The sequence below is a fragment of the Streptomyces sp. NPDC005374 genome, assembly GCF_042872225.1.
Taxonomy (GTDB): domain Bacteria; phylum Actinomycetota; class Actinomycetes; order Streptomycetales; family Streptomycetaceae; genus Streptomyces.
The window spans coordinates 170,191-193,426 of the sequence record NZ_JBIAKA010000018.1; the positions used below are offsets into that span (position 1 = coordinate 170,191).

22 protein-coding genes are annotated in these 23,236 nt (G+C 70.7%); 12 read left to right on the forward strand and 10 right to left on the reverse strand.

The window, feature by feature from the left end:
- Window positions 1–145: 145 nt before the first annotated feature.
- From ACFYRX_RS36820 to ACFYRX_RS36830, 3 genes are all read left to right on the forward strand, one after another.
- A complete protein-coding gene (locus ACFYRX_RS36820) occupies window positions 146–619 on the forward strand; it encodes a hypothetical protein (protein ID WP_389109648.1) in 474 nt (157 codons plus the stop codon).
- A gap of 159 nt (window positions 620–778) precedes the next feature.
- Window positions 779–2,095: a beta-xylosidase gene (locus tag ACFYRX_RS36825; protein ID WP_389109649.1), complete on the forward strand. Its 1,317-nt coding sequence runs from the start codon at window positions 779–781 to the stop codon at window positions 2,093–2,095.
- A 60-nt stretch (window positions 2,096–2,155) separates the two neighbouring features.
- Window positions 2,156–3,127, forward strand: a complete 972-nt coding sequence (locus tag ACFYRX_RS36830; RefSeq protein WP_389109652.1) for a WxL protein peptidoglycan domain-containing protein — start codon at window positions 2,156–2,158, stop codon at window positions 3,125–3,127.
- A 28-nt stretch (window positions 3,128–3,155) separates the two neighbouring features.
- Here the strand turns inward: ACFYRX_RS36830 and ACFYRX_RS36835 are convergent, their stop codons facing one another.
- Both ACFYRX_RS36835 and ACFYRX_RS36840 read right to left on the reverse strand, forming a co-directional pair.
- Entirely contained in the window at window positions 3,156–3,494 is a 339-nt protein-coding gene (locus tag ACFYRX_RS36835; RefSeq protein ID WP_389109655.1) for a P-II family nitrogen regulator, read from the reverse strand.
- Window positions 3,491–4,813 (reverse strand): ammonium transporter, encoded by a 1,323-nt coding sequence (locus ACFYRX_RS36840; protein WP_389109658.1) that lies wholly within the window; start codon window positions 4,811–4,813, stop codon window positions 3,491–3,493. Before ACFYRX_RS36840 ends, ACFYRX_RS36835 begins: the two co-directional genes overlap by 4 nt.
- A 165-nt stretch (window positions 4,814–4,978) precedes the next feature.
- Between ACFYRX_RS36840 and era the strand changes: the two genes are divergently transcribed.
- Window positions 4,979–5,947: a GTPase Era gene (gene era / locus ACFYRX_RS36845; protein WP_389109660.1), complete on the forward strand. Its 969-nt coding sequence runs from the start codon at window positions 4,979–4,981 to the stop codon at window positions 5,945–5,947.
- Window positions 5,948–6,070: 123 nt separating this feature from the next.
- Here the strand turns inward: era and ACFYRX_RS36850 are convergent, their stop codons facing one another.
- Window positions 6,071–6,946, reverse strand: coding sequence for a helix-turn-helix transcriptional regulator (locus tag ACFYRX_RS36850; RefSeq protein ID WP_389109662.1), 876 nt, complete (start codon window positions 6,944–6,946; stop codon window positions 6,071–6,073).
- Between the two features lie 118 nt (window positions 6,947–7,064).
- Between ACFYRX_RS36850 and ACFYRX_RS36855 the strand changes: the two genes are divergently transcribed.
- The gene (locus ACFYRX_RS36855) at window positions 7,065–7,919 is read left to right on the forward strand and encodes an NAD-dependent epimerase/dehydratase family protein (protein WP_389109665.1); all 855 of its coding nucleotides are present in this window, start codon (window positions 7,065–7,067) and stop codon (window positions 7,917–7,919) included.
- A gap of 69 nt (window positions 7,920–7,988) precedes the next feature.
- Here the strand turns inward: ACFYRX_RS36855 and ACFYRX_RS36860 are convergent, their stop codons facing one another.
- Genes ACFYRX_RS36860 through ACFYRX_RS36875 form a run of 4 tightly spaced genes read right to left on the reverse strand, consistent with a single transcriptional unit; the run spans window position 7,989 to window position 11,984 of the window.
- Complete coding sequence (locus ACFYRX_RS36860) at window positions 7,989–9,239, reverse strand: MFS transporter (RefSeq protein ID WP_389109668.1); 1,251 nt, start codon at window positions 9,237–9,239, stop codon at window positions 7,989–7,991.
- On the reverse strand, window positions 9,236–10,579 hold the full coding sequence (locus ACFYRX_RS36865; protein ID WP_389109671.1) for a GH1 family beta-glucosidase: 1,344 nt from the start codon (window positions 10,577–10,579) through the stop codon (window positions 9,236–9,238). The genes ACFYRX_RS36860 and ACFYRX_RS36865 overlap by 4 nt, the downstream gene beginning before the upstream one ends.
- Before the next feature lie 46 nt (window positions 10,580–10,625).
- Window positions 10,626–10,892: a protealysin inhibitor emfourin gene (locus ACFYRX_RS36870; protein WP_389109673.1), complete on the reverse strand. Its 267-nt coding sequence runs from the start codon at window positions 10,890–10,892 to the stop codon at window positions 10,626–10,628.
- Between the two features lie 21 nt (window positions 10,893–10,913).
- Window positions 10,914–11,984 carry a M4 family metallopeptidase gene (locus ACFYRX_RS36875; protein ID WP_389109676.1) on the reverse strand — a complete coding sequence of 357 codons (1,071 nt, stop codon included), beginning with the start codon at window positions 11,982–11,984 and terminating at the stop codon, window positions 10,914–10,916.
- Between the two features lie 320 nt (window positions 11,985–12,304).
- On the opposite strand from ACFYRX_RS36875, the gene leuA reads away from it, so the two are divergent.
- From leuA to ACFYRX_RS36900, 5 genes are all read left to right on the forward strand, one after another.
- Window positions 12,305–14,026: a 2-isopropylmalate synthase gene (gene leuA / locus ACFYRX_RS36880; protein ID WP_389109677.1), complete on the forward strand. Its 1,722-nt coding sequence runs from the start codon at window positions 12,305–12,307 to the stop codon at window positions 14,024–14,026.
- Window positions 14,027–14,212: 186 nt separating this feature from the next.
- Window positions 14,213–14,908, forward strand: a complete 696-nt coding sequence (locus ACFYRX_RS36885) for a TerB family tellurite resistance protein (RefSeq protein WP_389109680.1) — start codon at window positions 14,213–14,215, stop codon at window positions 14,906–14,908.
- A 139-nt stretch (window positions 14,909–15,047) separates the two neighbouring features.
- Window positions 15,048–17,120 carry an MMPL family transporter gene (locus ACFYRX_RS36890; RefSeq protein WP_389109682.1) on the forward strand — a complete coding sequence of 691 codons (2,073 nt, stop codon included), beginning with the start codon at window positions 15,048–15,050 and terminating at the stop codon, window positions 17,118–17,120.
- Entirely contained in the window at window positions 17,117–18,400 is a 1,284-nt protein-coding gene (locus ACFYRX_RS36895) for a sensor histidine kinase (protein ID WP_389109684.1), read from the forward strand. Before ACFYRX_RS36890 ends, ACFYRX_RS36895 begins: the two co-directional genes overlap by 4 nt.
- Complete coding sequence (locus tag ACFYRX_RS36900; RefSeq protein WP_389109687.1) at window positions 18,397–19,068, forward strand: response regulator; 672 nt, start codon at window positions 18,397–18,399, stop codon at window positions 19,066–19,068. Before ACFYRX_RS36895 ends, ACFYRX_RS36900 begins: the two co-directional genes overlap by 4 nt.
- Before the next feature lie 89 nt (window positions 19,069–19,157).
- On the opposite strand, the gene ACFYRX_RS36905 is transcribed toward ACFYRX_RS36900, so the two are convergent.
- Window positions 19,158–20,063: a hypothetical protein gene (locus tag ACFYRX_RS36905; RefSeq protein WP_389109688.1), complete on the reverse strand. Its 906-nt coding sequence runs from the start codon at window positions 20,061–20,063 to the stop codon at window positions 19,158–19,160.
- Entirely contained in the window at window positions 20,060–20,587 is a 528-nt protein-coding gene (locus ACFYRX_RS36910) for a SigE family RNA polymerase sigma factor (protein WP_389109690.1), read from the reverse strand. Before ACFYRX_RS36910 ends, ACFYRX_RS36905 begins: the two co-directional genes overlap by 4 nt.
- An 81-nt stretch (window positions 20,588–20,668) precedes the next feature.
- Here ACFYRX_RS36910 and ACFYRX_RS36915 point away from each other — a divergent pair, with 81 nt between their 5' ends.
- A complete protein-coding gene (locus tag ACFYRX_RS36915; protein WP_389109693.1) occupies window positions 20,669–21,082 on the forward strand; it encodes a protein phosphatase in 414 nt (137 codons plus the stop codon).
- Here the strand turns inward: ACFYRX_RS36915 and bla are convergent.
- The gene (gene bla, locus ACFYRX_RS36920; RefSeq protein ID WP_389109866.1) at window positions 21,075–21,962 is read right to left on the reverse strand and encodes a class A beta-lactamase; all 888 of its coding nucleotides are present in this window, start codon (window positions 21,960–21,962) and stop codon (window positions 21,075–21,077) included. The two genes, ACFYRX_RS36915 and bla, sit on opposite strands and share 8 nt — an antisense overlap.
- A gap of 139 nt (window positions 21,963–22,101) precedes the next feature.
- Here bla and ACFYRX_RS36925 point away from each other — a divergent pair, with 139 nt between their 5' ends.
- A complete protein-coding gene (locus ACFYRX_RS36925) occupies window positions 22,102–23,223 on the forward strand; it encodes an abortive phage infection protein (protein ID WP_389109696.1) in 1,122 nt (373 codons plus the stop codon).
- The last annotated feature ends 13 nt before the right edge of the window (window positions 23,224–23,236 follow it).

Sequence of the window (23,236 nt, forward strand, 5' to 3'; positions counted from 1 at the left end):
ATGGAACCGGAGATTCCGACGGACCGTCAGATTCCAGCTCGCGAAGCGTCCCGCACCACGCCCGTGAGCATCGGCCGCCCGTCGGAACGCACCCCCCGTCCATCCCCACATGGCAGTCCCCACCACGGGAAGGGAACCGGATTTCATGAGAGGCACACGCACAGCAACCGGTGCGGCACTGGCGGTCGGCGCACTCGCGGCCGCCGCACTCGCGTTCGCACCCGCCGCCCTGGCCGTCACCCCGGACACCGCGACCATCACCGCGGACTGCGGCATGTTCGGCAGCGGTGAGGCCACTCTCACCGCCACCCAGGACGGCACCGCCGCCACCGTCACCGTCACCTCGGCGATCAACGCGCCGCTCGCGCTCTCCGAGGACTCGATCGCCTCGACCCTCACCTTCGTGAACGCGAACGGCGGCACCACCACCTTCTCCGGCACGGAGAACCCCGCCATCGCGACCGGTGACCCCGTCGTCGTCGGCCCCCTCAACGGCACCGTGGCGGCCGGCGACAGCCTGGAGTCGTACGGCGGTTCGCTGCAGATCGTCGTCTTCGGGATCACCGTCACCTGCACGGCGACCGGGCCGCAGGCGCCGGGGCCGTTCGTGTTCGACTGAGCAACCGCTCGCGCAACCGCCAGAGCAACCGCTCATGCTGCCGCAGGAACTGATGACCCATCAGATTCTTGCGGCAGCTCCATTGACTTCTCGCGCAATCCACACATCAATGCCCCCTGTCGGCACAGGACTTCAGGAGCTTCCGGAGGGGGCACACCCATGGGTTCGACGACTCGAAGACGCCGCTTGGTGTCATTGCTCGGGGTGACCGCACTCGCGGTCACCGCGGGCGGCGCACTGGCCTGTCCGGCCGGTGCCGCCACGAACGTGGACTTCGCCACACACTGCATCCCGCCCGCGGTGGCGGGCATCCCGCCGATCGACGGCACCACCACGGCCAACGTCTCGGTGGACAACACCAGCCCCAAGGTCGGCGACACCGTCACCGTCACCTACAAGGTGGTCAAGCCCGCCGCGAGCAACCCCACCGCCATCAGCCTGCCGGCCGACATCATGACGCCGACCGGCAAGGTCGCCCTGGGCGGGGCCCAGACCGGGTCCGTCACCGTGGCGGGCCCGAAGAAGAACGATCCGGTGGCCGGCAACGCGGCCTTCCCGGGGTTCGAGATGACCGGCACCTTCAAGGTCACCGCACCCGGCGCGATCACGCTGTCGCCCGGCGACTACAACATCCACACCAGCTACATCCTGGAGCTGGACACCCCCTGCACGGTGACGAACCCGCCCGCCCCGGTCTCCGAGACGGTGACCGCGACGGACGCGAACCCCGTCAACGAGCGGGACATCTCGCTGGGTTCGGCATCCGGCAAACCCGGTGACAGCGTCACCGTCACCGGCAGCAAGTTCACCCCGGGGGCGACGGTCACCCTGGCCGGGCGGTCCGGCGCCGCCCAGACAGCGGACACCGCCACCGCCACCGCCGACTCCTCGGGCGCCTTCAGCGGGTCGCTCGTCGTCAACGACAAGACGACGACCGGCGTCGTGGCGTTCGAGGGCAGCGCGTACAGCGACGCCAAGGGGGCCGGCCCCAAGGCGTACGTCGTCATCGACGACACGCCCATCCCGGCAGGCAGCCAGAAGCTCACCAGCAAGGTGAACGCGGGCAGCCTGTCCATGACCCAGGCCGGGGACTCCGTCGGTCTGTCGGCGGTGGACTACGGCACGGGCGGAGCGTCGAACGGCGACCTGAACAAGGTGACCGTCAAGGACTTCCGCGGCGGCCCCGCCGGCTGGTCCCTGACCGGCAAGGTCACCGACTTCACCGGACCCGGCGCCAAGATCGATGCCGGGGCACTGAGCTGGACCCCCGCCTGCGCCACCAAGGCGGGCAGCCCGAGCACCTGCCAGGCCGGTTCGCCCGGCACGGTCGGTTCCTCGGGAGCCACCCTCGCGTCCACCCCCAACGGCACACTCACCGGCGGTGAGTTCACCGCGGACGCGAAACTCGTCCTGAACGTACCGGCGTTCACGCCTCCGGGCTCGTACTCCGGCGTTCTCACCCTCACGCTCAGCTGACCGTACGGGCGCCCGCACCCGCCCGTCCCGTCCTTCTCGCACCCGTGGGGGTCCGCACCCATGCGCAAGCTGTACGTCCTCCTCCTGAGCGTGTTCCTCGGCATCGGCGTACCGGCCGTGCCCGCGCACGCCGCCGACAACGGCAGCTGGTCCGTGTATCCCGCCGCGTCCCAGATCGCCGCGCGGCCCTACTTCTACCTCTCCGCCGATCCCGGGCAGAGCATCGACGACAAGGTGATCGTCACCAACAAGACCGCCGAACCGCTGACCTTCCGGCTCTACGCCGCCGACGCCTACAACACCGCCCGCGACGGCGGTTTCGCCGTGCGTACGGTCGCGGAGAAACAGCGCGCGGTAGGGGCCTGGGCGAAGCCCGCGAAGTCCCGGGTCACGGTCCCCGCGCACGGCAAGATCACCGTGCCCTTCACCCTGACGGTCCCCGAGGGCGCCGAACCGGGCGACCACCCCGGCGCGTTGGTGGCCCTGGACGAACGGGTCGACAAGGGCGACGGCACGGTGGCGCTCGGGGTGCAGCGGGCCGTCGCCGCCCGGATCTACCTCCGCGTCGGCGGGCCCACCGTCCCCGCGATCAGCGTCGAGAACGTCCACGTCAGCCATCACCAGCCGCTGGTGCCGGGGTTGGGGGACAGCGGTGCGACGGTGTCGTACACCTTGCGCAACACCGGGAATGTGACGCTGAATCCGAAGGTGGAGCTGCGGGCTACCGGGTTGTTCGGGCGTACCTTGCTCTCCCGTGAACTCGCCAAGATTCCGGGGGAGTTGCTGCCGGGGCAGCGGGTGCGGCTGAGTGAGCCCTGGCGGGGGGCGCCGCAACTCGACTGGGGCGATGTGAAGTTGACGGCGAGCGCGAAGGATACGCGTGAGTCTGCGAGTGCGGGGTTCTTTGCGTTGCCTTGGTTGGTTGCGGTGGTGCTGTTCTTGGCGGGTGCCGTGGGAGGGGGGTTGTGGGTTCGTTTGCGGGTGCGGGCCGGTGGGGGCTGGTCGCGCCCACGCGGCGGAGCCGCAAATTGACACAGCCCCGCGCCCCTGAAGGGGCGCTTTACAGCGCGTCGGTGCCCCGCTCGCCCGTCCGTACCCGTACGACCGCCTCGACCGGCAGGGCCCAGACCTTGCCGTCGCCGATCTTGCCCGTCCGGGCCGCCTTGACGATCGCGTCGACGACCGCGTCCGAGTCGGCGTCGTCGACGACGACCTCGATACGGACCTTGGGCACCAGGTCGACCTGGTACTCGGCGCCGCGGTACACCTCGGTGTGGCCGCGCTGCCGGCCGTAGCCGCTGGCCTCGGTCACGGTCAGGCCGTGGACGCCGATCTCCTGGAGCGCGGTCTTGACCTCGTCGAGGCGGTACGGCTTGACGATCGCGGTGATGAGCTTCATGCCTGGGTCTTGGCCTTCTGATCGGAGGGGGTGGAGGGGATCACGGAGGACGCGCCGACCGGGGCACCGTGGCCCAGGACGCCGTGATCGTATGCGGTCTCGGCGTGCACCGTAAGGTCCAGACCGGTGTGCTCGTGCTCCTCGTCGGCCCGGAAGCCCATGGTCCTGTCGATCAGCTTCCCGATGCCGTACGTCAGTACGAAGGCGTACGTCCCCACGGCGGCCACGGCCACCAGCTGCCTGCCGAGCTGGGCGAGCCCGCCGCCGTAGAGGAGGCCCTCGGCGCCGCCGGTCATCGCCTTCTCCGCGAAGACTCCGATCAGGAGCGTGCCGATGACTCCGCCGACCAGGTGGACGCCGACGACGTCGAGCGAGTCGTCGTAGTTCAGCCGGAACTTCCAGCCCACGGCGTACGAGCAGACGACACCGGCGGCGAGGCCGACGACGAGTGCGCCGAGGAGCGAGACCGAACCGCAGGACGGGGTGATCGCGACCAGGCCCGCGACCGCGCCGGACGCCGCGCCGAGCGTGGTCGGGTGGCCGTCGCGCCTCTGCTCGACGAAGAGCCAGCCGAGCAGACCGGTGCAGCCGGCGGCGAGGGTGTTGAGGAAGGCCGCCGCCGCCAGCCCGTTGGCACCGAGGGCGGAACCGGCGTTGAAGCCGAACCAGCCGAACCAGAGGAGACCGGCACCCATCATGACCATGGGCAGGTTGTGCGGGCGCATGGCATCTTTCTTGAAGCCCAGACGCGGGCCGAGGACCAGCGCGAGCGCCAGACCGGAGGCGCCGGAGGTGATCTCCACCGGCAGACCGCCCGCGAAGTCGAGCGCGCCGAGCCGGTCCAGGATCCAGCCGCCAGGGCCCCACACCCAGTGGGCGACGGGAACGTATACGAGCAGCGCCCACACGGGCACGAACACCAGCCACGCCCCGAACTTCGCGCGATCCGCGATCGCGCCGCTGATCAGGGCCGCCGTGATGATCGCGAAGGTGAGCTGGAAGGTGGCGAAGAGGAGGGTCGGGACGGTGCCGTGGACGCTGTCCGGGCCGAGGCCGCTCATGCCGGCGTGCTTCAGCCCGCCGATGAGCCCGCCGCCGATGTCGTCCCCGAAGGCCAGCGAGTAGCCGGCCGCCAGCCACACCACCGTGACCAGGGCGATCGACACGAAGCTCATCATCAGCATGTTGAGGACGCTCTTCGTGCGGACCATGCCGCCGTAGAACAGGGCCAGACCCGGGGTCATCAGCAGGACGAGGGCGGTGGCGGCGAGCAGCCAGGCGGTGTCGCCGGTGTCGATGCCTTGCGCGGCGAGGGGCATGGAGGTCTCCAACGAGGTGGGGGCTCGTCAGAGGGTCACCGGCACGCGTTTCCGGTTGTGCACGGGGGTGTTTCCGATGTGTTTCATTGCGGTCGGGTTACCGGAAGCTCACCGTCGGGACGGTGTTCGGGCGCCTGTACGGCGGGGCTCTGTGGATCAGGGAGAATGGGGCCCATGAGCGTTCGCAGTCAGTCATCCGAGTCGTCGGCGTCGTCGGCGGCACCCCACCGCGCCGGCTTCGCCTGCTTCGTGGGTCGCCCCAACGCGGGCAAGTCCACCCTTACGAACGCTCTGGTCGGCCAGAAGGTGGCGATCACCGCGAACCAGCCGCAGACGACGCGGCACACGGTACGCGGGATCGTGCACCGGCCCGAGGCCCAGCTGATCCTCGTCGACACCCCCGGTCTCCACAAGCCGCGCACGCTGCTCGGCCAGCGGCTGAACGACGTCGTCCGGACCACCTGGGCCGAGGTCGACGTGATCGGCTTCTGCCTGCCCGCGAACGAGAAGCTCGGCCCGGGTGACCGGTTCATCGCGAAGGAACTGGCGGGGATCAAGAAGTCCCCGAAGGTCGCGATCATCACGAAGACCGACCTCGTCGACTCCAAGACCCTCGCCGAGCAGCTGATCGCCGTCGACCAGCTCGGCAAGGAGCTCGGTATCGAGTGGGCGGAGATCGTCCCGGTGTCGGCGACCGCGAACCAGCAGGTGGACCTGCTGGCGGACCTGCTGATCCCGATGCTTCCCGAGGGTCCGGCGCTGTATCCCGAGGGCGACCTCACCGACGAGCCCGAGCAGGTCATGATCGCGGAGTTGATCCGGGAGGCGGCGCTCGAGGGTGTGCGAGACGAGCTTCCGCACTCCATCGCCGTCGTCGTGGAGGAGATGCTGCCCCGCGAGGACCGGCCCGCCGACAAGCCCCTCCTCGACATCCACGCCTTCGTCTACATCGAGCGGCCGAGCCAGAAGGGCATCATCATCGGGCCCAAGGGGAAGCGGCTGAAGGAGGTCGGCATCAAGTCGCGGAAGCAGATCGAGGCGTTGCTGGGGACGCCGGTGTTTTTGGATCTGCACGTGAAGGTGGCGAAGGACTGGCAGCGGGATCCGCGGCAGCTGCGGAAGCTGGGGTTCTAGGTTTTTTTCGCCCCCGCCGCCCCTACCCGTCCCGTCCTTCGGGGGCTCCGCCCCCGGGCCCCCGCTCCTCAAACGCCGGAGGGGCTATTTTTAGCCTGTCCGGCGTTTGAGGACGAGGCCCCTTCAGGGCCGATGGGGGTCTGGGGGCGCAGCCCCCAGGGTCGGGGTCAGGTCCTGCAGGCCCACCACCTGCAGTAGTCGCAGGCGGTCGTACGCCTCTGTTCCTGGGCGGGCCGTGTGGACTACCAGGAGGTGGTGGTGTTCGTGGCTGACCATGACCTCGCAGTCCAGCTCCAGCAGGCCGACCACGGGGTGCACGAAGCGCTTCGTCGCCCTGTCCCGCTGGGACACCTCGTGCTCGTCCCACAGGCGCGCGAACTCCTCGCTCGCGGACCGGAGTTCGGCGACCAGCGCGGTCGGTTCCGGATCGTCGGGGCGGGCCGCGGCCACCGCGCGCAGGGTGGCGACCTGGGTGCGCGCGTGGTCCGCGAGGTCCTCCTCGGGGAAGAGCGTGCGCGCGGCCGGGTCCAGGAAGAAGCGGCGGACCAGGTTGCGGTCGCGGCGCGGACGGGACATCACGTCGCCGACCAGCGCCCGGGCCATCGCGTTCTGTGCCAGCACCTCACCGCAGTCGTTCACCACCTGCGCCGGGGTGTCGTGCAGCCGGTCCAGGATCAGCAGCAGCCCCGGGCGGACATGCGCCGACGCCGTCTCGCGCCGCGGGGGCTCCTCGCCGGCCAGGTGGAACAGGTGGTCCTGCTCCACGGCGGTCAGTCGCAGCGCGCGGGCCAGCGCGGTCAGCATCTGACGGGACGGACGCGGTCCCCGGGACTGTTCGAGGCGGGTGTAGTAGTCCACCGACATCCCGGCGAGCTGGGCCACCTCCTCCCGGCGCAGGCCCGGTGTACGGCGGCGCGCACCGGCCGTGAGGCCCACGTCGGACGGGTTCAGCCGGGCACGGCCACGGCGCAGGAAGTCGGCGAGTTCGGCTCGGTTCACCCCTCCAGCGTGCGGCAGCCCGCCCGGCTTATCCAGGGACTGTCGATCCCCTGATCAGGAGGTCTCTCCCGGTGCGTCCGCGGCCGTTCCACGCTGGTCGGGACGACAGGAGCAGAACATGCTGACTTTGGTGACAGGTACGACAGGACAGGTCGGCCGGCGCTTCGTACCGAGGCTGCTGGCGCAATCCCGGCCGGGGGAGAAGGTGCGGGTTCTCGTACGGGACGCCTCGCGCGCTGAGCCCTTCGCGGAACTCGGCGCCGAGGTCGTCGTAGGGGATCTGCGGGACACCGAGGTGCTGGGCAAGGCCGTCGCGGGCGTCGATGCGGTGGTGAACGTCGCCGCGGCCTTCCGGGGAGTGCCGGACGAGGAGGCGTGGGCCGTCAACCGGGACGCGGCGGTGGAGCTGGGGCGCGCCGCGGTGGCCTCCGGGGTGCAGAGGTTCGTGCAGGTCAGCACCGGTCTCGTGTACGGCGCCGGGCGCGGCCGCCCGCTCACCGAGGACGACGAGAGCCTGCCGGGCGGGGCGATGTGGGGTGCCTATCCCGAGTCCAAGGCGGAGGCCGAGCGGCGGTTGCTCGCGATGGAGGGTCTCGACGTGCGCGTCGGGCGGCTTCCCTTCGTCTACGGCGAGGGGGATCCGCATCTCGCGCAGTCCCTGATGTGGGCCAAGAACTGGGCGGCGAACCAGCGGCTCCAGATGGGGCACCACGCGGATGTCGGCCAGGCGTTGCTGCGGATCCTGCACGCGCCGGGGATCTCGGGGCGGGTGTACAACATCGCCGACGACGCGCCTGTGACGGCGGTGGAGTTGCATCAGCTCAACGGGGTGGAGATTCCGGCCGCGCTCTACACCCGGACCGACCCGGACCCGTGGGCTGTCATCACGTCCACCGAGCGGATTCGGCGGGAGCTGGGGTATCGGGCGGTGTATCCGTCGGTTTATGCGGCTCGGGAGGCCGGGGCGCTGTAGCTCTGGGCCGGTTGGCGTCTGCGGGCCGGTGGGGGCTGGTCGCGCAGTTCCCCGCGCCCCTGACTGGGTCTAGTCGACGTTTCTTATGCGGCCGACCAGTACCGCCCCTCCCAAACCCACCACCGCCGCCACCCCATACAGCACCCGGTACCCCCCTAGGTGCGTCACGATCGGTGCTGCCAACGCGGGGGCGGCCACCTGGGGGAGGGCATTGGCGATGTTGATGACGCCCAAGTCCTTTCCCCGGTCCATCGCCGTGGGCAGGACATCTGTCATCAAGGCGAAGTCGACCGACATGAAAACCCCCAGCCCGACCCCCAGCAGCGCCGCCACGATGATCGCGCTCGGCCAGGTCTGCCAGACGGCGAGCAGTCCCGTGGCGACCGCCATCAGCACCCCGGACCAGCGCACGAAGGGCTTGCGCCGCCCCACACGGTCCGACCAGACGCCGCCCACGACCACCGTGGCCAGCAGCGCCACGCTGTCCACCGCGGTCAGGATCAGGACGCCCTGCTCGGGATCGTCGTAGTGGAGGCTGTCCCGCAGGTAGTAGAGGAGGTAGAGGAGCACCAGCGCGTTGCTGAGGTTGATCAGGAAGCGGGTCAGCCAGGCCCACGCGAAGTCCGGGTAGCGGCGTGGGCTGAGCCGGAAGCCGCGCGCGAACGACCGCCATGACCAGGCCGGCCGGTCCGTGGCCGACAGCCGCAGATCCCGGTGCGCGAGCACGTACGGCAGCACCCCCGCCAGGGTGAACACCGCGCAGGCCGCGTAGCCCGCCGCGATGCCGCCCGCCGCCGTCGCGAGTCCCGTGCCGACGACCGCGCCGAGGATCTGCGCCGCGCCGATCCAGCCGCCCACCGCGCCCCGCTGGAACCGAGGCACCCGGTCCGGTACGGCCGCCGTGACGGCCGCGAAGGACGCGTTCAGGGTGAGCTGGACCAGACACCAGCCGAGCGTCATGAGCCACAGCCCGCCCGCACCGGCGAGCACCAGCAGCGACAGCGCGCCGCCCGCCGCACCGGCCACGATCCACGGGCTGCGGCGGCCCCAGCGGGCCGTGGTGCGGTCCGACAGGGCGCCGAAGAACGGGTTCGCCGCCAGCGACACCACCGCGCCCACGCCCGTCACCCAGGCCAGCAGCGTCTCCTTCGACATGCCGGTGCCGGGCGCGAAGTCCTCCGCCTGCCGGGCCAGCAGGATCTGCAGCGGCCCGTACCAGCCCACCCAGATCGCCACGTTGGCCAGCGACAGGGACGCGGTCCAGCCCTTGCCGACCCGCTCGACGGGTTCGGCGAGGGCGTCCGGGCGGACGGTCGTCACTTCTGGGCCCGCAGCAGCTCCTGGAACCAGCCGTAGGACGCCTTCGGGGTCCTGGTGAGCGTCGCGGGGTCGTCGAAGTCCACGTGGACCAAGCCGAACCGCCGCGCGTACCCCTCCGCCCACTCGAAGTTGTCCATCAGCGACCACACGAAGTACCCGCGCACGTCCACGCCTGCCTCGACCGCCTTGTGCAGGGCGCGGATGTGGCCGTCCAGGTAGGCGATCCGCTTCTGGTCGTCGATGCCCTCGTAGGAGCAGCCGTTCTCGGTGATGACCACGGGCGGGAGCCGGTCGCCGTAGCGCTCGCGCATGCCGGTGAGGAGTTCGGTGAGTCCTTCCGGGACCACCGGCCACCCGAAGTCGGTCACCGGGACGTTCTCGATCTCCTGGACGGAGAAGGGGAGTTCGGCGGGGATCGTCAGGCCGCCGAACTCGATGTCCTCGCCCTGCGGGGCGCCCACGCGGGTCGGGGCGTAGTAGTTGACGCCGTAGAAGTCGAGGGGTTCGCTGATCACCTTCAGGTCGGCGGCGACGTCGCCCGGCATCAACTCGCCTAGTCCGGACGGGTATTCGCCCAGCAGGACCGGGTCGGCGAAGAGCCGGTTGAGCAGCAGGTCGTAGAAGTCGGCTGCCTCCAGGTCCGGTTGGTCCTGGGAGGCCGGCCAGGTCGGGCCGTGCGAGTTGGCGATCCCGATGTCCGTGGCGCCGGAGGCGCGCAGTGCCTGGACGGCCAGGCCGTGGGCCAGGAGCTGGTGGTGGGCGGCGGGCAGCGCGTCGAACATCAGCTGCTTGCCGGGGGCGTGGGCGCCGAGCGCATGGCCGAACAGGGTGTGTTCGGCGGGCTCGTTGATGGTGATCCACTTGGTGACGCGGTCGCCGAGACGGTCGGCGACGACGGAGACGTACTCGGCGAACCGGGAGGCGGTGTCCCGCTCCAGCCAGCCGCCCTCCTCCTGAAGGGTCACCGGCAGGTCCCAGTGGAAGAGGGTCGGGACCGGACGCACGCCCGCCCCGGCCAGTTCGTCCACGAGGCGGTCGTAGAAGTCCAGGCCCTTGTCCGTGCGGACGCGCGGCCAGGAGATCGAGAAGCGGTACGCGTCCACGCCCAGGCCCGCCAGCAGGGACACGTCCTCGCGGTAGCGGTGGTAGTGGTCGCAGGCCACCGCCGCCGTCGAGCCGTCCTTCACGCGGCCCGGTTCGGCCGTGAAGGTGTCCCACACGGACCGCTCGCGCTCGTCCGCCGCGCCCTCGATCTGATGGGCCGAGGTCGAGACACCCCACAGGAAGCCGGCCGGGAACCGGGGGATCGCATGCTCTTCAGTCGCCATGCGCCGGATCATCGGTACTGGCGGGTAGGGAAGTCAACGGGCAGGCGTGAACAAGCAGTTACGCGCCCTCTTTGAGCACCTTCGAGATCAGTTTCCGCTGCTCTTCCGTCAGCCGGGGATCGGCCGCGTACACCGTCCTGCCGTCCACGGTGATCTCGTAGCTGAAGCCGTCCGGAACCCCGATCGGCCGGGTGCCCCGGCCGGCCGCGACCGCCTTCTCGGCCAGGGCCTGCCATTCGTGGGCATCGGGCAGCCCGGAGGTGTCGACCACCTTGTGCCGCTCGATGCCCGCGAACCCGCCCGTGCGCCTCACCTGAATACGCATGGGTCCCTGTCTAGTACGGACTCACAGGATCCGCACCCCCACCTGCTCCCAGGCCTTCGACACGGCCTGGAGCTCCTCGCCGCCGTCGCCGTAGCGCTCGCGGGCCGCCTTGGTGGTCAGCTTCGCGAAGTCGTTGAACAGGGCGCTCGCGCTCAGCTCGCCGCCGGTCAGCACGTCGTACCAGATCTGGCCCGCGCGCTCCCAGGCGTGGCCGCCGAGGGCGGACGCGACCAGGTAGAACGCGTGGTTGGGGATACCGGAGTTGATGTGCACGCCGCCGTTGTCGCGGCCGGTGCGGACGTAGTCGTCCATGGTCGCGGGCTGCGGGTCCTTGCCGAGCACGTCGTCGTCGTACGCGCTGCCCGGCTCCTTCATCGAACGCAGCGCCTTGCCGGAGACGCTCGGCGCGAGCAGGCCCGCACCGATCAGCCAGTCGGCCTCGGCCGCGGTCTGGCCGAGCGTGTACTGCTTGATGAGCGAGCCGAACACGTCGGACATCGACTCGTTGAGGGCGCCCGGCTGGCCGTAGTAGGTGAGGTTCGCCGTGTACTGCGTGACGCCGTGCGTGAGTTCGTGGCCGATGACGTCGATCGGGATGGTGAAGTCGAGGAAGATCTCGCCGTCACCGTCGCCGAACACCATCTGCTCGCCGTTCCAGAAGGCGTTGTTGTAGTTCTCGTCGAAGTGGACGGTGGCGTCGAGCGGGAGGCCGTCGCCGTCGATGGAGTGGCGCGTGTAGGCCTTCATGTACAGCTCGAAGGTGGCGCCGAGGCCGGCGTAGGCGCGGTTGACGGTGGCGTCCTGGCCGGGGTCGGAACCCTCGGCGCGGACCTTCGTGCCCGGCAGGTCCGTGCTGTGCCCGGCGTCGTAGATGGTGCGCAGCGGCTGGTCCGACGGTGCCTTCGTGGTCGGCGTGGCCGCGAGGCCGAACTCGGTCGTCACACGGCGGCGGCCGCGCAGTTCGCTGTCGCGCATCAAGGTGCGCTGGGCGGGACCGGAGAGTGCGGGATCGTCGTTCCGGGCCAGCCTGTCGAGGACATGCGGCGGAATGACGGTGCAGAAGACGGGCTCGAAGCCCCCGTTGGTCGTCATGCCCGGCACCCTTGCACTGAGTCATGTGCGTGTCACTAGCCGCAACCATGATTGGTGAAATATACGGACAGGGTTGCGCACGCTCCGTGACGGAGTGGTATGGCGCACTTTTTGCCCCATTCGTCCCGCGAGTCCCGCATACTGATACGGCGCCCCCGCACCCGCACCGGCTCGGCTAGCATGCTTCGCATCATGCATTTCGGGCTGCTTCTTCTTAGCTGCCGCGGCGAGGGCCTGTAGTCCAGGTCGACTCCCTCCCCGCGGAGCTTCGTGTTGCGTGTCGGCCGTCCTTTCCGGACATCCTGAGGAGCCCCGCAATCATGGCGAACCGCCAGCAGCCCAGCACCATGCCGATCCACAAGTACGGCCGGTACGAGCAGGTCGAGATCCCCGACCGCACCTGGCCGAACCAGCGGATCACCGTCGCCCCCCGCTGGCTCTCCACCGACCTGCGTGACGGCAACCAGTCGCTGATCGACCCGATGTCGCCCGAGCGCAAGCGCCGGATGTTCGACCAGCTCGTCAAGATGGGCTACAAGGAGATCGAGGTCGGCTTCCCCGCCTCGGGCCAGACCGACTTCGACTTCGTACGCTCGATCATCGAGGAGCCCGGGGTCATCCCCGACGACGTCACGATCTCCGTACTGACCCAGGCCCGCGAGGACCTGATCGAGCGGACCGTGGAGTCCCTGAAGGGCGCCAAGCGGGCCACCGTCCACCTGTACAACGCCACCGCGCCCGTCTTCCGCCGCGTGGTCTTCCGCGGCTCCAAGGACGACATCAAGCAGATCGCCGTCGACGGCACCCGCCTGGTCATGGAGTACGCGGAGAAACTGCTGGGCCCCGAGACGGAGTTCGGCTACCAGTACAGCCCCGAGATCTTCACGGACACCGAGCTGGACTTCGCGCTGGAGGTCTGCGAGGCGGTCATGGACGTCTACCAGCCGGGTCCGGGCCGCGAGATCATCCTCAACCTGCCCGCCACGGTGGAGCGTTCGACTCCCTCCACCCACGCGGACCGCTTCGAGTGGATGAGCCGCAACATCTCCCGCCGCGAGCACGTCGTCATCTCCGTCCACCCGCACAACGACCGCGGCACGGCCGTCGCCGCCGCCGAACTGGCCCTGATGGCCGGCGCCGACCGCGTCGAGGGCTGTCTGTTCGGCCAGGGCGAGCGCACCGGCAACGTCGACCTGGTCACCCTGGGCATGAACCTGTTCTCGCAGGGCGTCGACCCGCAGATCGACTTCTCCGACATCGACGAGATCCGTCGTACGTGGGAGTACTGCAACCAGATGGAGGTCCACCCGCGCCACCCGTACGTGGGCGACCTGGTCTACACGTCCTTCTCCGGCTCCCACCAGGACGCCATCAAGAAGGGCTTCGACGCGATGGAGGCCGACGCCAAGGCCAAGGGCGTCACCGTCGACGACATCGAGTGGGCGGTCCCGTACCTGCCCATCGACCCCAAGGACGTCGGCCGCTCCTACGAGGCCGTCATCCGGGTCAACTCGCAGTCCGGCAAGGGCGGTATCGCGTACGTCCTGAAGAACGACCACAAGCTGGACCTGCCCCGCCGGATGCAGATCGAGTTCTCGAAGATCATCCAGGCGAAGACCGACGCCGAGGGCGGCGAGGTCACCGGCTCGGACATCTGGGCGACCTTCCAGGACGAGTACCTGCCCAACCCCGAGAACCCGTGGGGCCGCATCCAGGTCAGGAACGGCCAGTCGACCACCGACACCGACGGGGTGGACACCCTGAAGGTGGAGGCCACCGTCGACGGCGCCGACACCGTCCTGACCGGCTCGGGCAACGGTCCGATCTCGGCCTTCTTCGACGCGCTGGCCGAGGTCGGCATCGACGCCCGGCTGCTGGACTACCAGGAGCACACGATGAGCGAGGGCGCCTCCGCACAGGCCGCCTCCTACATCGAATGCGCGATCGACGGCAAGGTTCTGTGGGGAATCGGCATCGACGCGAACACGACGCGTGCGTCGCTGAAGGCGGTCGTCTCGGCCGTCAACCGGGCAGCTCGATAGTCACTCTGACCGGCGGTTTCGGGGCCTTGATCGCTGTATACGGCGATCAAGGCCCCGTCGTTTATCGGCCATCGGCGCGTGGAGGTCACGAGCAGGTCTCGTCGAAGGTGCTGACTCCACCTCATGGATGTGGCTAACATCACGCAAGCGCGGCGATGTTGCCGCGGGGTTACGCGGAGGTGTGACGTGCTGCCAGGACGGGGACGAAACGGCCGTGCTGCCAGGCCTGCGCGCCTCCTGGGCACCCGTACCGCGTGGACCACCGTCGGCGACGGTGAGTTCTTCTGTCCCGGGTGCGGGGGCGACCGCAACTACCGGCGCCTGACGGGCCGCCGCCGCTTCACCCTGCTCGGCGTCCCGGTCCTGCCGCGCGGCGACACCGGCCCGGTGGTGGAATGCGTGGCCTGCCAACGCCACTTCGGCACGGACGTCCTCGACCACCCGACCACCACCCGCTTCTCGGCGATGCTCCGCGACGCCGTTCACACGGTCGCCCTCGCGGTCCTGGCGGCGGGCGGCACCTGTTCCCGCACCTCCCTCGAGGTCGCGGCCGCCACGGTCCGCGCGGCCGGCTTCGACGACTGCACCGAGGGCCAGCTGGAGACGCTCGTCGAGGCCCTCGCCGAGGACACCGGCCGGGTCTACGACCGCCCCTGCGGCGCAGGCCTCGCCATAGAGCTCCACGAGGCACTCGACCCCCTCGCCCCCCACCTCGCCCCCGCGGGCCGCGAGTCGATCCTCCTCCAGGCCGCCCGCATCGCCCTCGCGGACGGCCCGTACACCCCACCGGAACGGGACGCCCTCACGACGGTCGGCACGGCCCTGACGATCTGCTCGGACGACGTGACACGCCTGCTGGCGGCGGCACGGACGCCGTCCTGATACTCCCGGGGGAGTAACGCCGACTGCCGGGCCACCCCCGGCAGTACCCCCCAACTCGCCCTCCGGCCCGACGATTCGCCCCCTCCCCGCCGGGAGTCTGGAACCGACCCAGACGTTCGAACCGGAGGGAGGCCCGTCGATGGGGGCCGCAAAGATGAGCGCACGGCGACGGGCCGTGCCCTGGCTGGTGCTGGGGTTGTGGATCGTCCTGCTGGTGGCTGTGTCGCCGTTCGCGGCGAAGCTCGCCGATGTGCAGCGGGACCGGGCCGTGGACTATCTGCCGGCGAGCGCCGACTCGACCCAGGTCGCGAAGATCCAGGAGGAGCTGCCCGGCGGCGGGGCCACGCAGATGGTCGTCGTCTACCACCGGGACGGTGGGCTGACCGCGGCCGACAGGGCGACCGCCGCCGAGCAGATCGGGCGGATCGCCGACACGCACACGCTCACCACCGAGCCGCGGGGGATTCCGTCCAAGGACGGGACCACCGTGATGTATCCCGTCGCCAGCACCGAGCCGGGCACGGACGAGAAGGCCCGCGACCTGCTCGTCAACGACGTGCGGGACATCACCGAGGGCGGGGACGGGCTCGGCGTCGAGGTCGGCGGGGAGGGTGCCCTGGCCACCGACGCAGGCGAGGTCTACGACTCGCTCGGCGGGCCGCTGCTCTACACCACCGCCGGGGTCGTCGCCCTGCTGCTGATCGTCATCTACCGCAGCCCGCTGCTGTGGCTGGTGCCGCTCGGGGTCGCGGGCATGTCGGAGTTCCTCGCCCGAGGTGTGGCCTACGGGCTCAACCAGGGCTTCGGGACCTCCGTCACCGGCCAGAGCGGCGGCATCATGACGATCCTCGTGTTCGGCGCGGGGACCGACTACGCGCTGCTGCTCGTCTCCCGGTACCGGGAGGAGCTGAGGCGCACCGAGCGGCCGTACGACGCCATGGCGGCCGCGCTGAAGGGCTGCGGGCCCGCCGTGCTCGCCTCCTCCGGGACCGTGGCCGCCGGGCTGCTGTGTCTGCTCGCCGCCGACCTCAACAGCAGCCGCGGGATGGGGCCGTTGGGCACGGTCGGGGTCCTGGTCGCGCTCGTCGCGATGATGACGCTGCTGCCCGCGGTCCTGGTGCTGCTCGGCCGCAGGGTCTTCTGGCCGCTCGTGCCGCGCTACGGCAGTACACCCAAGGTCCGCCGGTCACTGTTCGCCGCGATGGGCAGCTCCGCCGGGCGGCGGCCGCTCACCGTGCTGGCCGCCGGCGCCGTACTGCTCGGGGCGCTCGCCCTTGGCACGCTGAACCTGCCGGGCAGTATCAAGCAGGAGGACTCCTTCACCACCAAGCCGGATGCCGTCGCCGCCATGCAGACGCTCGCCGAGGCGTATCCGGAACGGGGTACGCAGCCCATCAGCGTCATGACCCCGGCCGACCGCGCCGACACCACCCTGGCCGCGATCCGGGGCACGGACGGGGTCGACAGCGCCCAGCGCGGTCGTACCGGAGGCGGCTGGACCGAGATCGCCGTCACGGCGAAGGGCGCCCCGCAGTCCGCGGGGGAGACCGCCACCATCGAGGCACTGCGCGACACGCTGGACGGGTCGTACGTCGGCGGGCCCAGCGCCCAGCAGATCGACCTGGAGGACACCAACGCCCGGGACCGGTCCATCGTCGTACCGATCGTCCTCGTCTCCGTGCTGCTGATCCTGATCGTGCTGCTCAGGTCGCTGGTCGCACCGCTGATCCTGGTGGTCGCCGTGGTCGCCGTGTGGGGCGCGGCCCTCGGTATCGGCGGGCTGGTCTTCGGGCCGGTGTTCGGGTTCGAGGGCACCGATCCCGGACTCGGACTGCTGTCCTTCGTGTTCCTGGTCGCCCTGGGAGTCGACTACGGCATCTTCCTGATGCACCGGATGCGCGAGGAGTCCCTGGCCGGCGCCGAACCCGTCGACGCGGCCCTCACCGCGCTGCGCTCCACCGGCGGGGTCATCGCCTCGGCCGGCCTGGTCCTCGCGGCCACCTTCGCGGTGCTCACCAACATGCCGCTGGTCCAGCTCGTCGAGCTGGGCTTCGTGATCGCGGTCGGCGTGCTGCTCGACACCTTCCTGGTGCGGACCTACCTGGTCACCAGCGCGGCCGTCGCCCTGCGCCGGAAGGTGTGGTGGCCGGGGCCGCTGTCCCGGGCGCCCGAGCCGCCCGTACCGGCCGAGCGGCAGCGGGAACCGGTGTGACGAGGTCGGTCCTGGGCGCCCTTCCCTCCCGGAAGGGCGCCCTCCGCCACGAAGATGAGACCGTGCAACAGATCACCGGACCCCGACTCGGCGAGCGGATCATGGCGGCGGTCAACCGGGACCCCCGCACCGCCCCGCACGGCACCCGCAACGACGCGCTGCTCGCCGTCGCGCTGGCGGCGGTGGCCGTCTGCGCCGGCCTGTTCATCGACGACGGCCGCCGCCCGGACGCCCTCGGCTGGACGCTGCTGCTCGCCGCCCACGTGCCGATCGTGTGGCGCCGCCGCCGTCCGCTGCTCGTACTGGCCGCGATGGTGGCGCTGATCGCGCCGTACCACGCCCTCGACAACAACCACGCGGCCCCCACCCCCGTCGCCTACGTCGCCCTCTACACGGTCGCCGTCACCGGCCGCCCCCTGCGGACGGTCCTGACGGGCGCCGTCGTGCTGAGTGTCTCGATGACCGTGATGCTCACCGTCAACGCGCACCGGGCCCTCGAACTGCTGCAGACCTCCGGCTGGATCATCGCCGTCCTCTTCTGCGGCATCGATGTCCGCTACTACCGCCAGTACGTGGCCTCCATCGTCGAGCGTGCCGTCCGTGCCGAACGCACCCGGGAGGAGGAGGCCCGTCGCCGGGTCGCCGAGGAACGCCTGCGCATCGCCCGCGACCTGCACGACCTGCTCGCCCACACCATCACCCTGATCGGCGTCCAGACCTCCGTGGCGGCCCACGTCCTGGCCGCCGACCCCGAGCGCCTCGACCGGGAGTCGGTCGCCAAGTCCCTCGACGACATCGCCGAGACCTGCCGGACCGCGCGCGGCGAACTCCGTACGACCCTGGAGGTACTGCGCGAACACGGCCTGCCCGACACCCGCGGCCCGCTGCCCGGACTCGACGGACTGCCCGACCTCGTCGCCGCGGCCCGGCTCGCGGGCGCCCGCGTCGAACAGGACCTGCGGATCCGCACCGAGCCACCGCCCGCCGTCGGCGCCGCCGCCTACCGGATCGTCCAGGAAGCACTCACCAACGCGGTCCGGCACGCGGGACCCGAACCCGCCGTACGACTGCGGCTGTACGACGAACCGGGCGCCCTGCGCCTCGCCGTGATCGACGACGGCACCGGGCCGACCCCCGGCGGCACCCCCGGTTTCGGGCTGCTCGGCATGCGGGAGCGGGCCCGCAGCGTCGGTGGCACACTCGACGCCGGGCCACGCCCTGACGGCGGCTTCGAGGTGACGGCGGCGCTGCCGCTCACCATGGGGAAAGGAACCGTATGACCATCCGCGTACTGCTCGCCGACGACCAGACCCTGGTGCGGGCCGCGTTCGCCATGCTCGTCGAGTCGGCGCGGGACATGCAGGTCGTGGGCGAGGCCGGCAGCGGACGGGAGGCCGTGGGCGCGGCCCGCGAAGTGCGGCCCGACCTGGTGGTGATGGACATCCGCATGCCCGACCTGGACGGTATCGAGGCGACCCGGCTCATCGCGGCCGACGAGGCACTCGCCGGGGTGCGGGTACTGGTCCTGACCACCTACGACACCGACGAGAACATCGTCGAGGCGCTGCGCGCGGGGGCCTCAGGCTTCCTGGTGAAGGACACCAGGCCGGCCGAACTCCTCGACGCCATCCGCACGGTGGCGGCCGGTGAGGCGCTGCTCTCCCCGGGACCGACGGCCCGCCTGATCGAGCGGTTCCTGCGCAGCCCGTCCATGCCGATGCCGTCGGCGGGCAACGGGCCCGAGTGCCTCTCCGGCCGGGAACGCGAGGTGCTGGCGCTGGTCGCGCGGGGCCTCAACAACACCGAGATCGCCGAGGCGTTGGGCCTCAGCCCGCTCACCGCGAAGACCCACGTCAGCCGGATCATGGGCAAGCTGGGAGTGCGGGACCGGGCGCAACTGGTCATCGTGGCGTACGAGTCGGGCATGGTGACACCGGGGACCCCGTGACGGCCGGGTCGTTCCGCCACCTCCGTCGGGAGGGGGCGCCGACCCCTGTACGGCGCCCCCTCCTTCCGATGGCCCGAGAGGTCCCGCGACTACATCGTCTGCTGGTACGTCGAGTCCTCGTCGGAGTCGTAGATCAGCTTGCCGCCCTTGTCGTAGCCCTTGACGTGCGGGTTCTTGGTGACCTGCTCGGTCAGGGTGCCGGAGGCGGCGAACCAGCCGTGGTCGAGGACGGCCTCACGGGTGGCGCCGCCGTAGGAGACGGTCACCTTGGCCACCGTCGGATCGACCGTGCCGATGAAGCCCCAGCTGAACGGCAGTTTCCAGTGGCCCTTGTTCAGGAACGACTGCTGGTAGAGCTTGTTGGCGCCCGTGTCGACCAGCACGGGCGGTGAGTCCGGCTGCCGGTCGCCGCCGGCGGTGTTGAGCCCGGAGGCCCCGCCGTCCTTGATGTTGCAGACCAGCCGGATCTGCGTCGCCTTCTCCTTCACGGCGACCACGAAGATGCCGTCGCCTGGCGAGTTGAAGTCGCCGGTGCTGTCGAGCGCCAGGATGATCCGGTAGTCCTCGGCCTTGCCCAGGTTCATCTTGTGAGCGCCCTGGGCCTCGTTATGGCGTTGCCACGCCAGGCACTTGTCCAGCCCGTCCACGGCCTGCGCGAGCGTGATCCCGTCCCGGAGCTGCCCGGCCGTGGCCGGCCCCGCGGGCCCACCGGGTGTGGGGGAGGGGGTGCGTGCCGGTGTGGCGCTCGCGGACGCCGTCGGTGTGGTCGCGGTCTCGGCCACCCCCCCTCGCCCGCCGTCCAGCGCGAACGCCCCCACCGGCACCGCGGCCAGCGTCACCAGGACCGCGCCGGCCACCGCCACCCGTCGGCGCCGCTCGACCACGCCCTGGCGGCGGATCTGCGGATACGGCACCGGCGACGGCCGGATCGTGTACGCGTCCTCGGCGAGGAGCTCCCGCAGCTGCTCCTCGAAGTCCCGCTCCTCTTCGCTCACTTCGTGCCTCCCTGCGGGGCGCGGTCCATGACCTGCGCGAGTCCCGGATACGTACGCAACTTCGCCAGCCCCTTGGACGCCTGGCTCTTGACCGTGCCCTGGGAGCAGCCGAGCACCTCGGCGACCTCCAGCTCCGACAGGTCCTCCCAGTACCGCATGACCACCACCGCCCGCTGCCTGGGCGGCAGCCCGGCCAACGCGCCCAGCAGCACCCCGCGTTCGTCCACCCGGGCCACGGCCTCGTCCCGGCCCGCCATCTCGGGCGGCGCGTCGGTCAGCGACTCCTTGACGCGCCGCTTGCGGAAGCGGTCGCTGTTGCACGTGACGAGCATCCGCCGGACGTACGCCTCCGGGTTGTCGCTGCCCGACACGCGCCGCCAGGAGCGGTACGCCTTCGCCAGCGCCGTCTGCGTCAGGTCCTCGGCGTGATGTGCGTCGCCGGTGAGCAGATAGGCGGTCCGCACGAGGTGCGACCACCTGGCTCTGACGAATTCCTGGAACCGGTCCTCTTGTTCGGCCTGCATCAAGCACCCTCCCTCGCCCACCAGACCACGGTCCGGGCGGATTCGGTTGCCCGAGTGTCGATGACGGGTTCGAATGGGGTGATGAAGCGTGGGGACTGGGACAGGGACTGGGACTGGGACTGGGACGAACAGGACGCGGGTGTCCTCCGGTTGCCGTCCGGCCGCCTGGTCCGGGGCCGAGGCCTGCGGCACCCACTGGACCCGGCCGCGCCGACACCGTCGTACGGCCCCTATCTGCTCGGCGGCGACCCGCCGGAGGTTCCCTGGGCCTCCCGCTGGCTCCGCTGGCCGGACTTCCGGTTGCTGGCGGACCGGAGGGAGGCCCGCGGCGTCCTGACCGACGCCTGGGAACGGTCGGCAACCGAACGGGTCGAGATCGCCTGCGGGGGCGGCAAGGGCCGCACGGGAACGGCCCTTGCCTGCTTGGCGGTTCTGGACGGAGTGCCCGCGCAGAACGCCGTGGCGTACGTACGCCGGTTCCGACCGGTCAGGTGAGGGTGTCGGCGACCGCCCGTGCCGCGTCGGCGACCAGGGCGTCGTCCCGTACGGCGTCCTGCGCGGGCATGGTCGACAGCACCGCGAGGACGATCGGGTCGCCGTCGTCGGTCCAGACCACGCCCACGTCGTTGGCGGTGCCGTAGGAACCGCTGCCCGTCTTGTCGGCGATCGTCCACGTCTTCGGCAGGCCCGCGTGGAACCGGTTCACGCTGGTCGTGTTGCTCAGCAACCAGTGCGTGAGCAGCTCACGGTCCCGGCGGTTCAACGCGTCGCCGAGGACCAGCCGGCCGTAGGTGCGACCGATGGCGTACGGGCTCGTCGTGTCCGTGCGCCGCCACGGCTCGGCGGTGTTGAGCTCGGGCTCCCAGCGGTCGAGGCGGGTCACCGGGTCGCCGAGGGAGCGGGCGAAGCGGGTGATCGCGGTGGGGCCGCCGAGTTCGCGCAGGAGGAGGTTGCCGGCCGTGTTGTCGCTGTAGGTGATGGCCACCTCGGCGAGCTCGGCGATCGTCATGCCCTCCGCCAGATGCTCGGCGGTCCGGTCCGAGCCCGGGATCACCAGGTCGTCCTCGGTGTAGTGGACGCGGCGGGCGAGGACCTCGCCGTGGCGGTCCAGGTCGCGCAGGACGGCGGCGGCCGCGAGGGCCTTGAACACGGAGCACATCGGGAAGCGCTCGTCGGCGCGGAAACCGACGGACCGCTTGGTCGTGAGGCGATGCGCGAAGACGCCGAGCCGGGCGTTGTACCGCTCTTCCAGCGCACGCAGCCGGGCGGTCACGTCGTCTTCGGCTTCGGCGGCATGCGCGGCCGTGCCGGTCAGGACGGTGGCCGTGCCGGCGGCCAGGAGGGTGCGTCGGGGCAGCTTTCCGGAGCCTGAGATCTCGTTCTCCTTCGCTCGGGGACAGAGGCCGATCTCCTCAATTCTCTTCAATGATCGACGTCGGGGCTCATCCCTTGGTTGCACCGCTGTAGACCATCGGCGGACGGACAGGCTCGCTCGCGGCCGACACAGTGGCGGCATGGAGAAGACAACGGGGATCGACCGGGCGCGGTTTCTGGCGGGGGTCGCAGGGGCCGGGGCCGCTTTGCTCCTGCCGGCGACTCGGGCGCAAGGGAAGGCGCGAAAGCCCGGACTCAAGCGCCATGGCGTCGTCTACACCGTCGGCGAGGGCGAGACGCCCGCCACCGCCTGGAACGCCGCCCGCATGCGCGCCGACATCCGGGCCGTCCGCGACGACCTGCACGCCGACACCGTCGACGTCACCGGTGACGGCGTCGAACGCCTCACCGCCACCGCCGCCGAGGCAGCCGAACGCGGGCTGCACGTCTGGCTCCAGCCGACCCTCGGGGACGTTCCGCGGCGGGACATCCTCGACCACCTCGCGGAGACGGGCCGGTTCGCCGAGCGGCTGCGCCGGCAGGGCGCGAGCGTGGAGCTCGGCGTGGGCTGCGAGTTCTGGCTGTTCGTGCCGGGGATCCTGCCGGGGGACACCGTCCTGGAGCGGGTCGAGAACCGGATGAAGGGCCACTACGACCCGGTGCGGATGCAGCGCGAACTGGACCGCTTCACCGCCGAGGCGGCCAGGGTGGGCCGCTCGGTCTTCCACGGCCGCCTCAGCTACGCGGCCGCCCAGGACGACCGGGTCGACTGGAACCTGTTCGACGTGGTCGGCATCGACTACTACTCGTACTTCCGCCAACCACGTGACTATGTACGCGAGTTGAGCCAGTACCTGCGCTGGGGCAAGCCCGTCGCCATCACCGAGTTCGGCACCTGTACCTTCGTCGGTGCGCCCGAGGCGGGCGGCATGGGCTGGGACATCGTCGACTACGACAAGGACCCGCCGGAGATCAAGGGCGACGTCGTCCGCAGCGAACACACCCAGGCCGTCTACCTCACCCAACTCCTGGACGTCTTCGAGTCGATGGGCCTCTACGCCGCGATGGCCTTCGAGTTCCTCACCGCGGACGCTCCCCACCGCCCCGACGACCCGCGCCACGACCTCGACATGGCCAGCTACGGCATCACCAAGGCGATCAAGGACCGCCCCGACGACCCGGGTTCGGACTGGCACTGGGAACCGAAGGAGGCGTTCCATGCCCTGGCCCGCCGGTACGGACGGTGCGCTCGCTCGCAGTAGAGGTGTGCGGCGA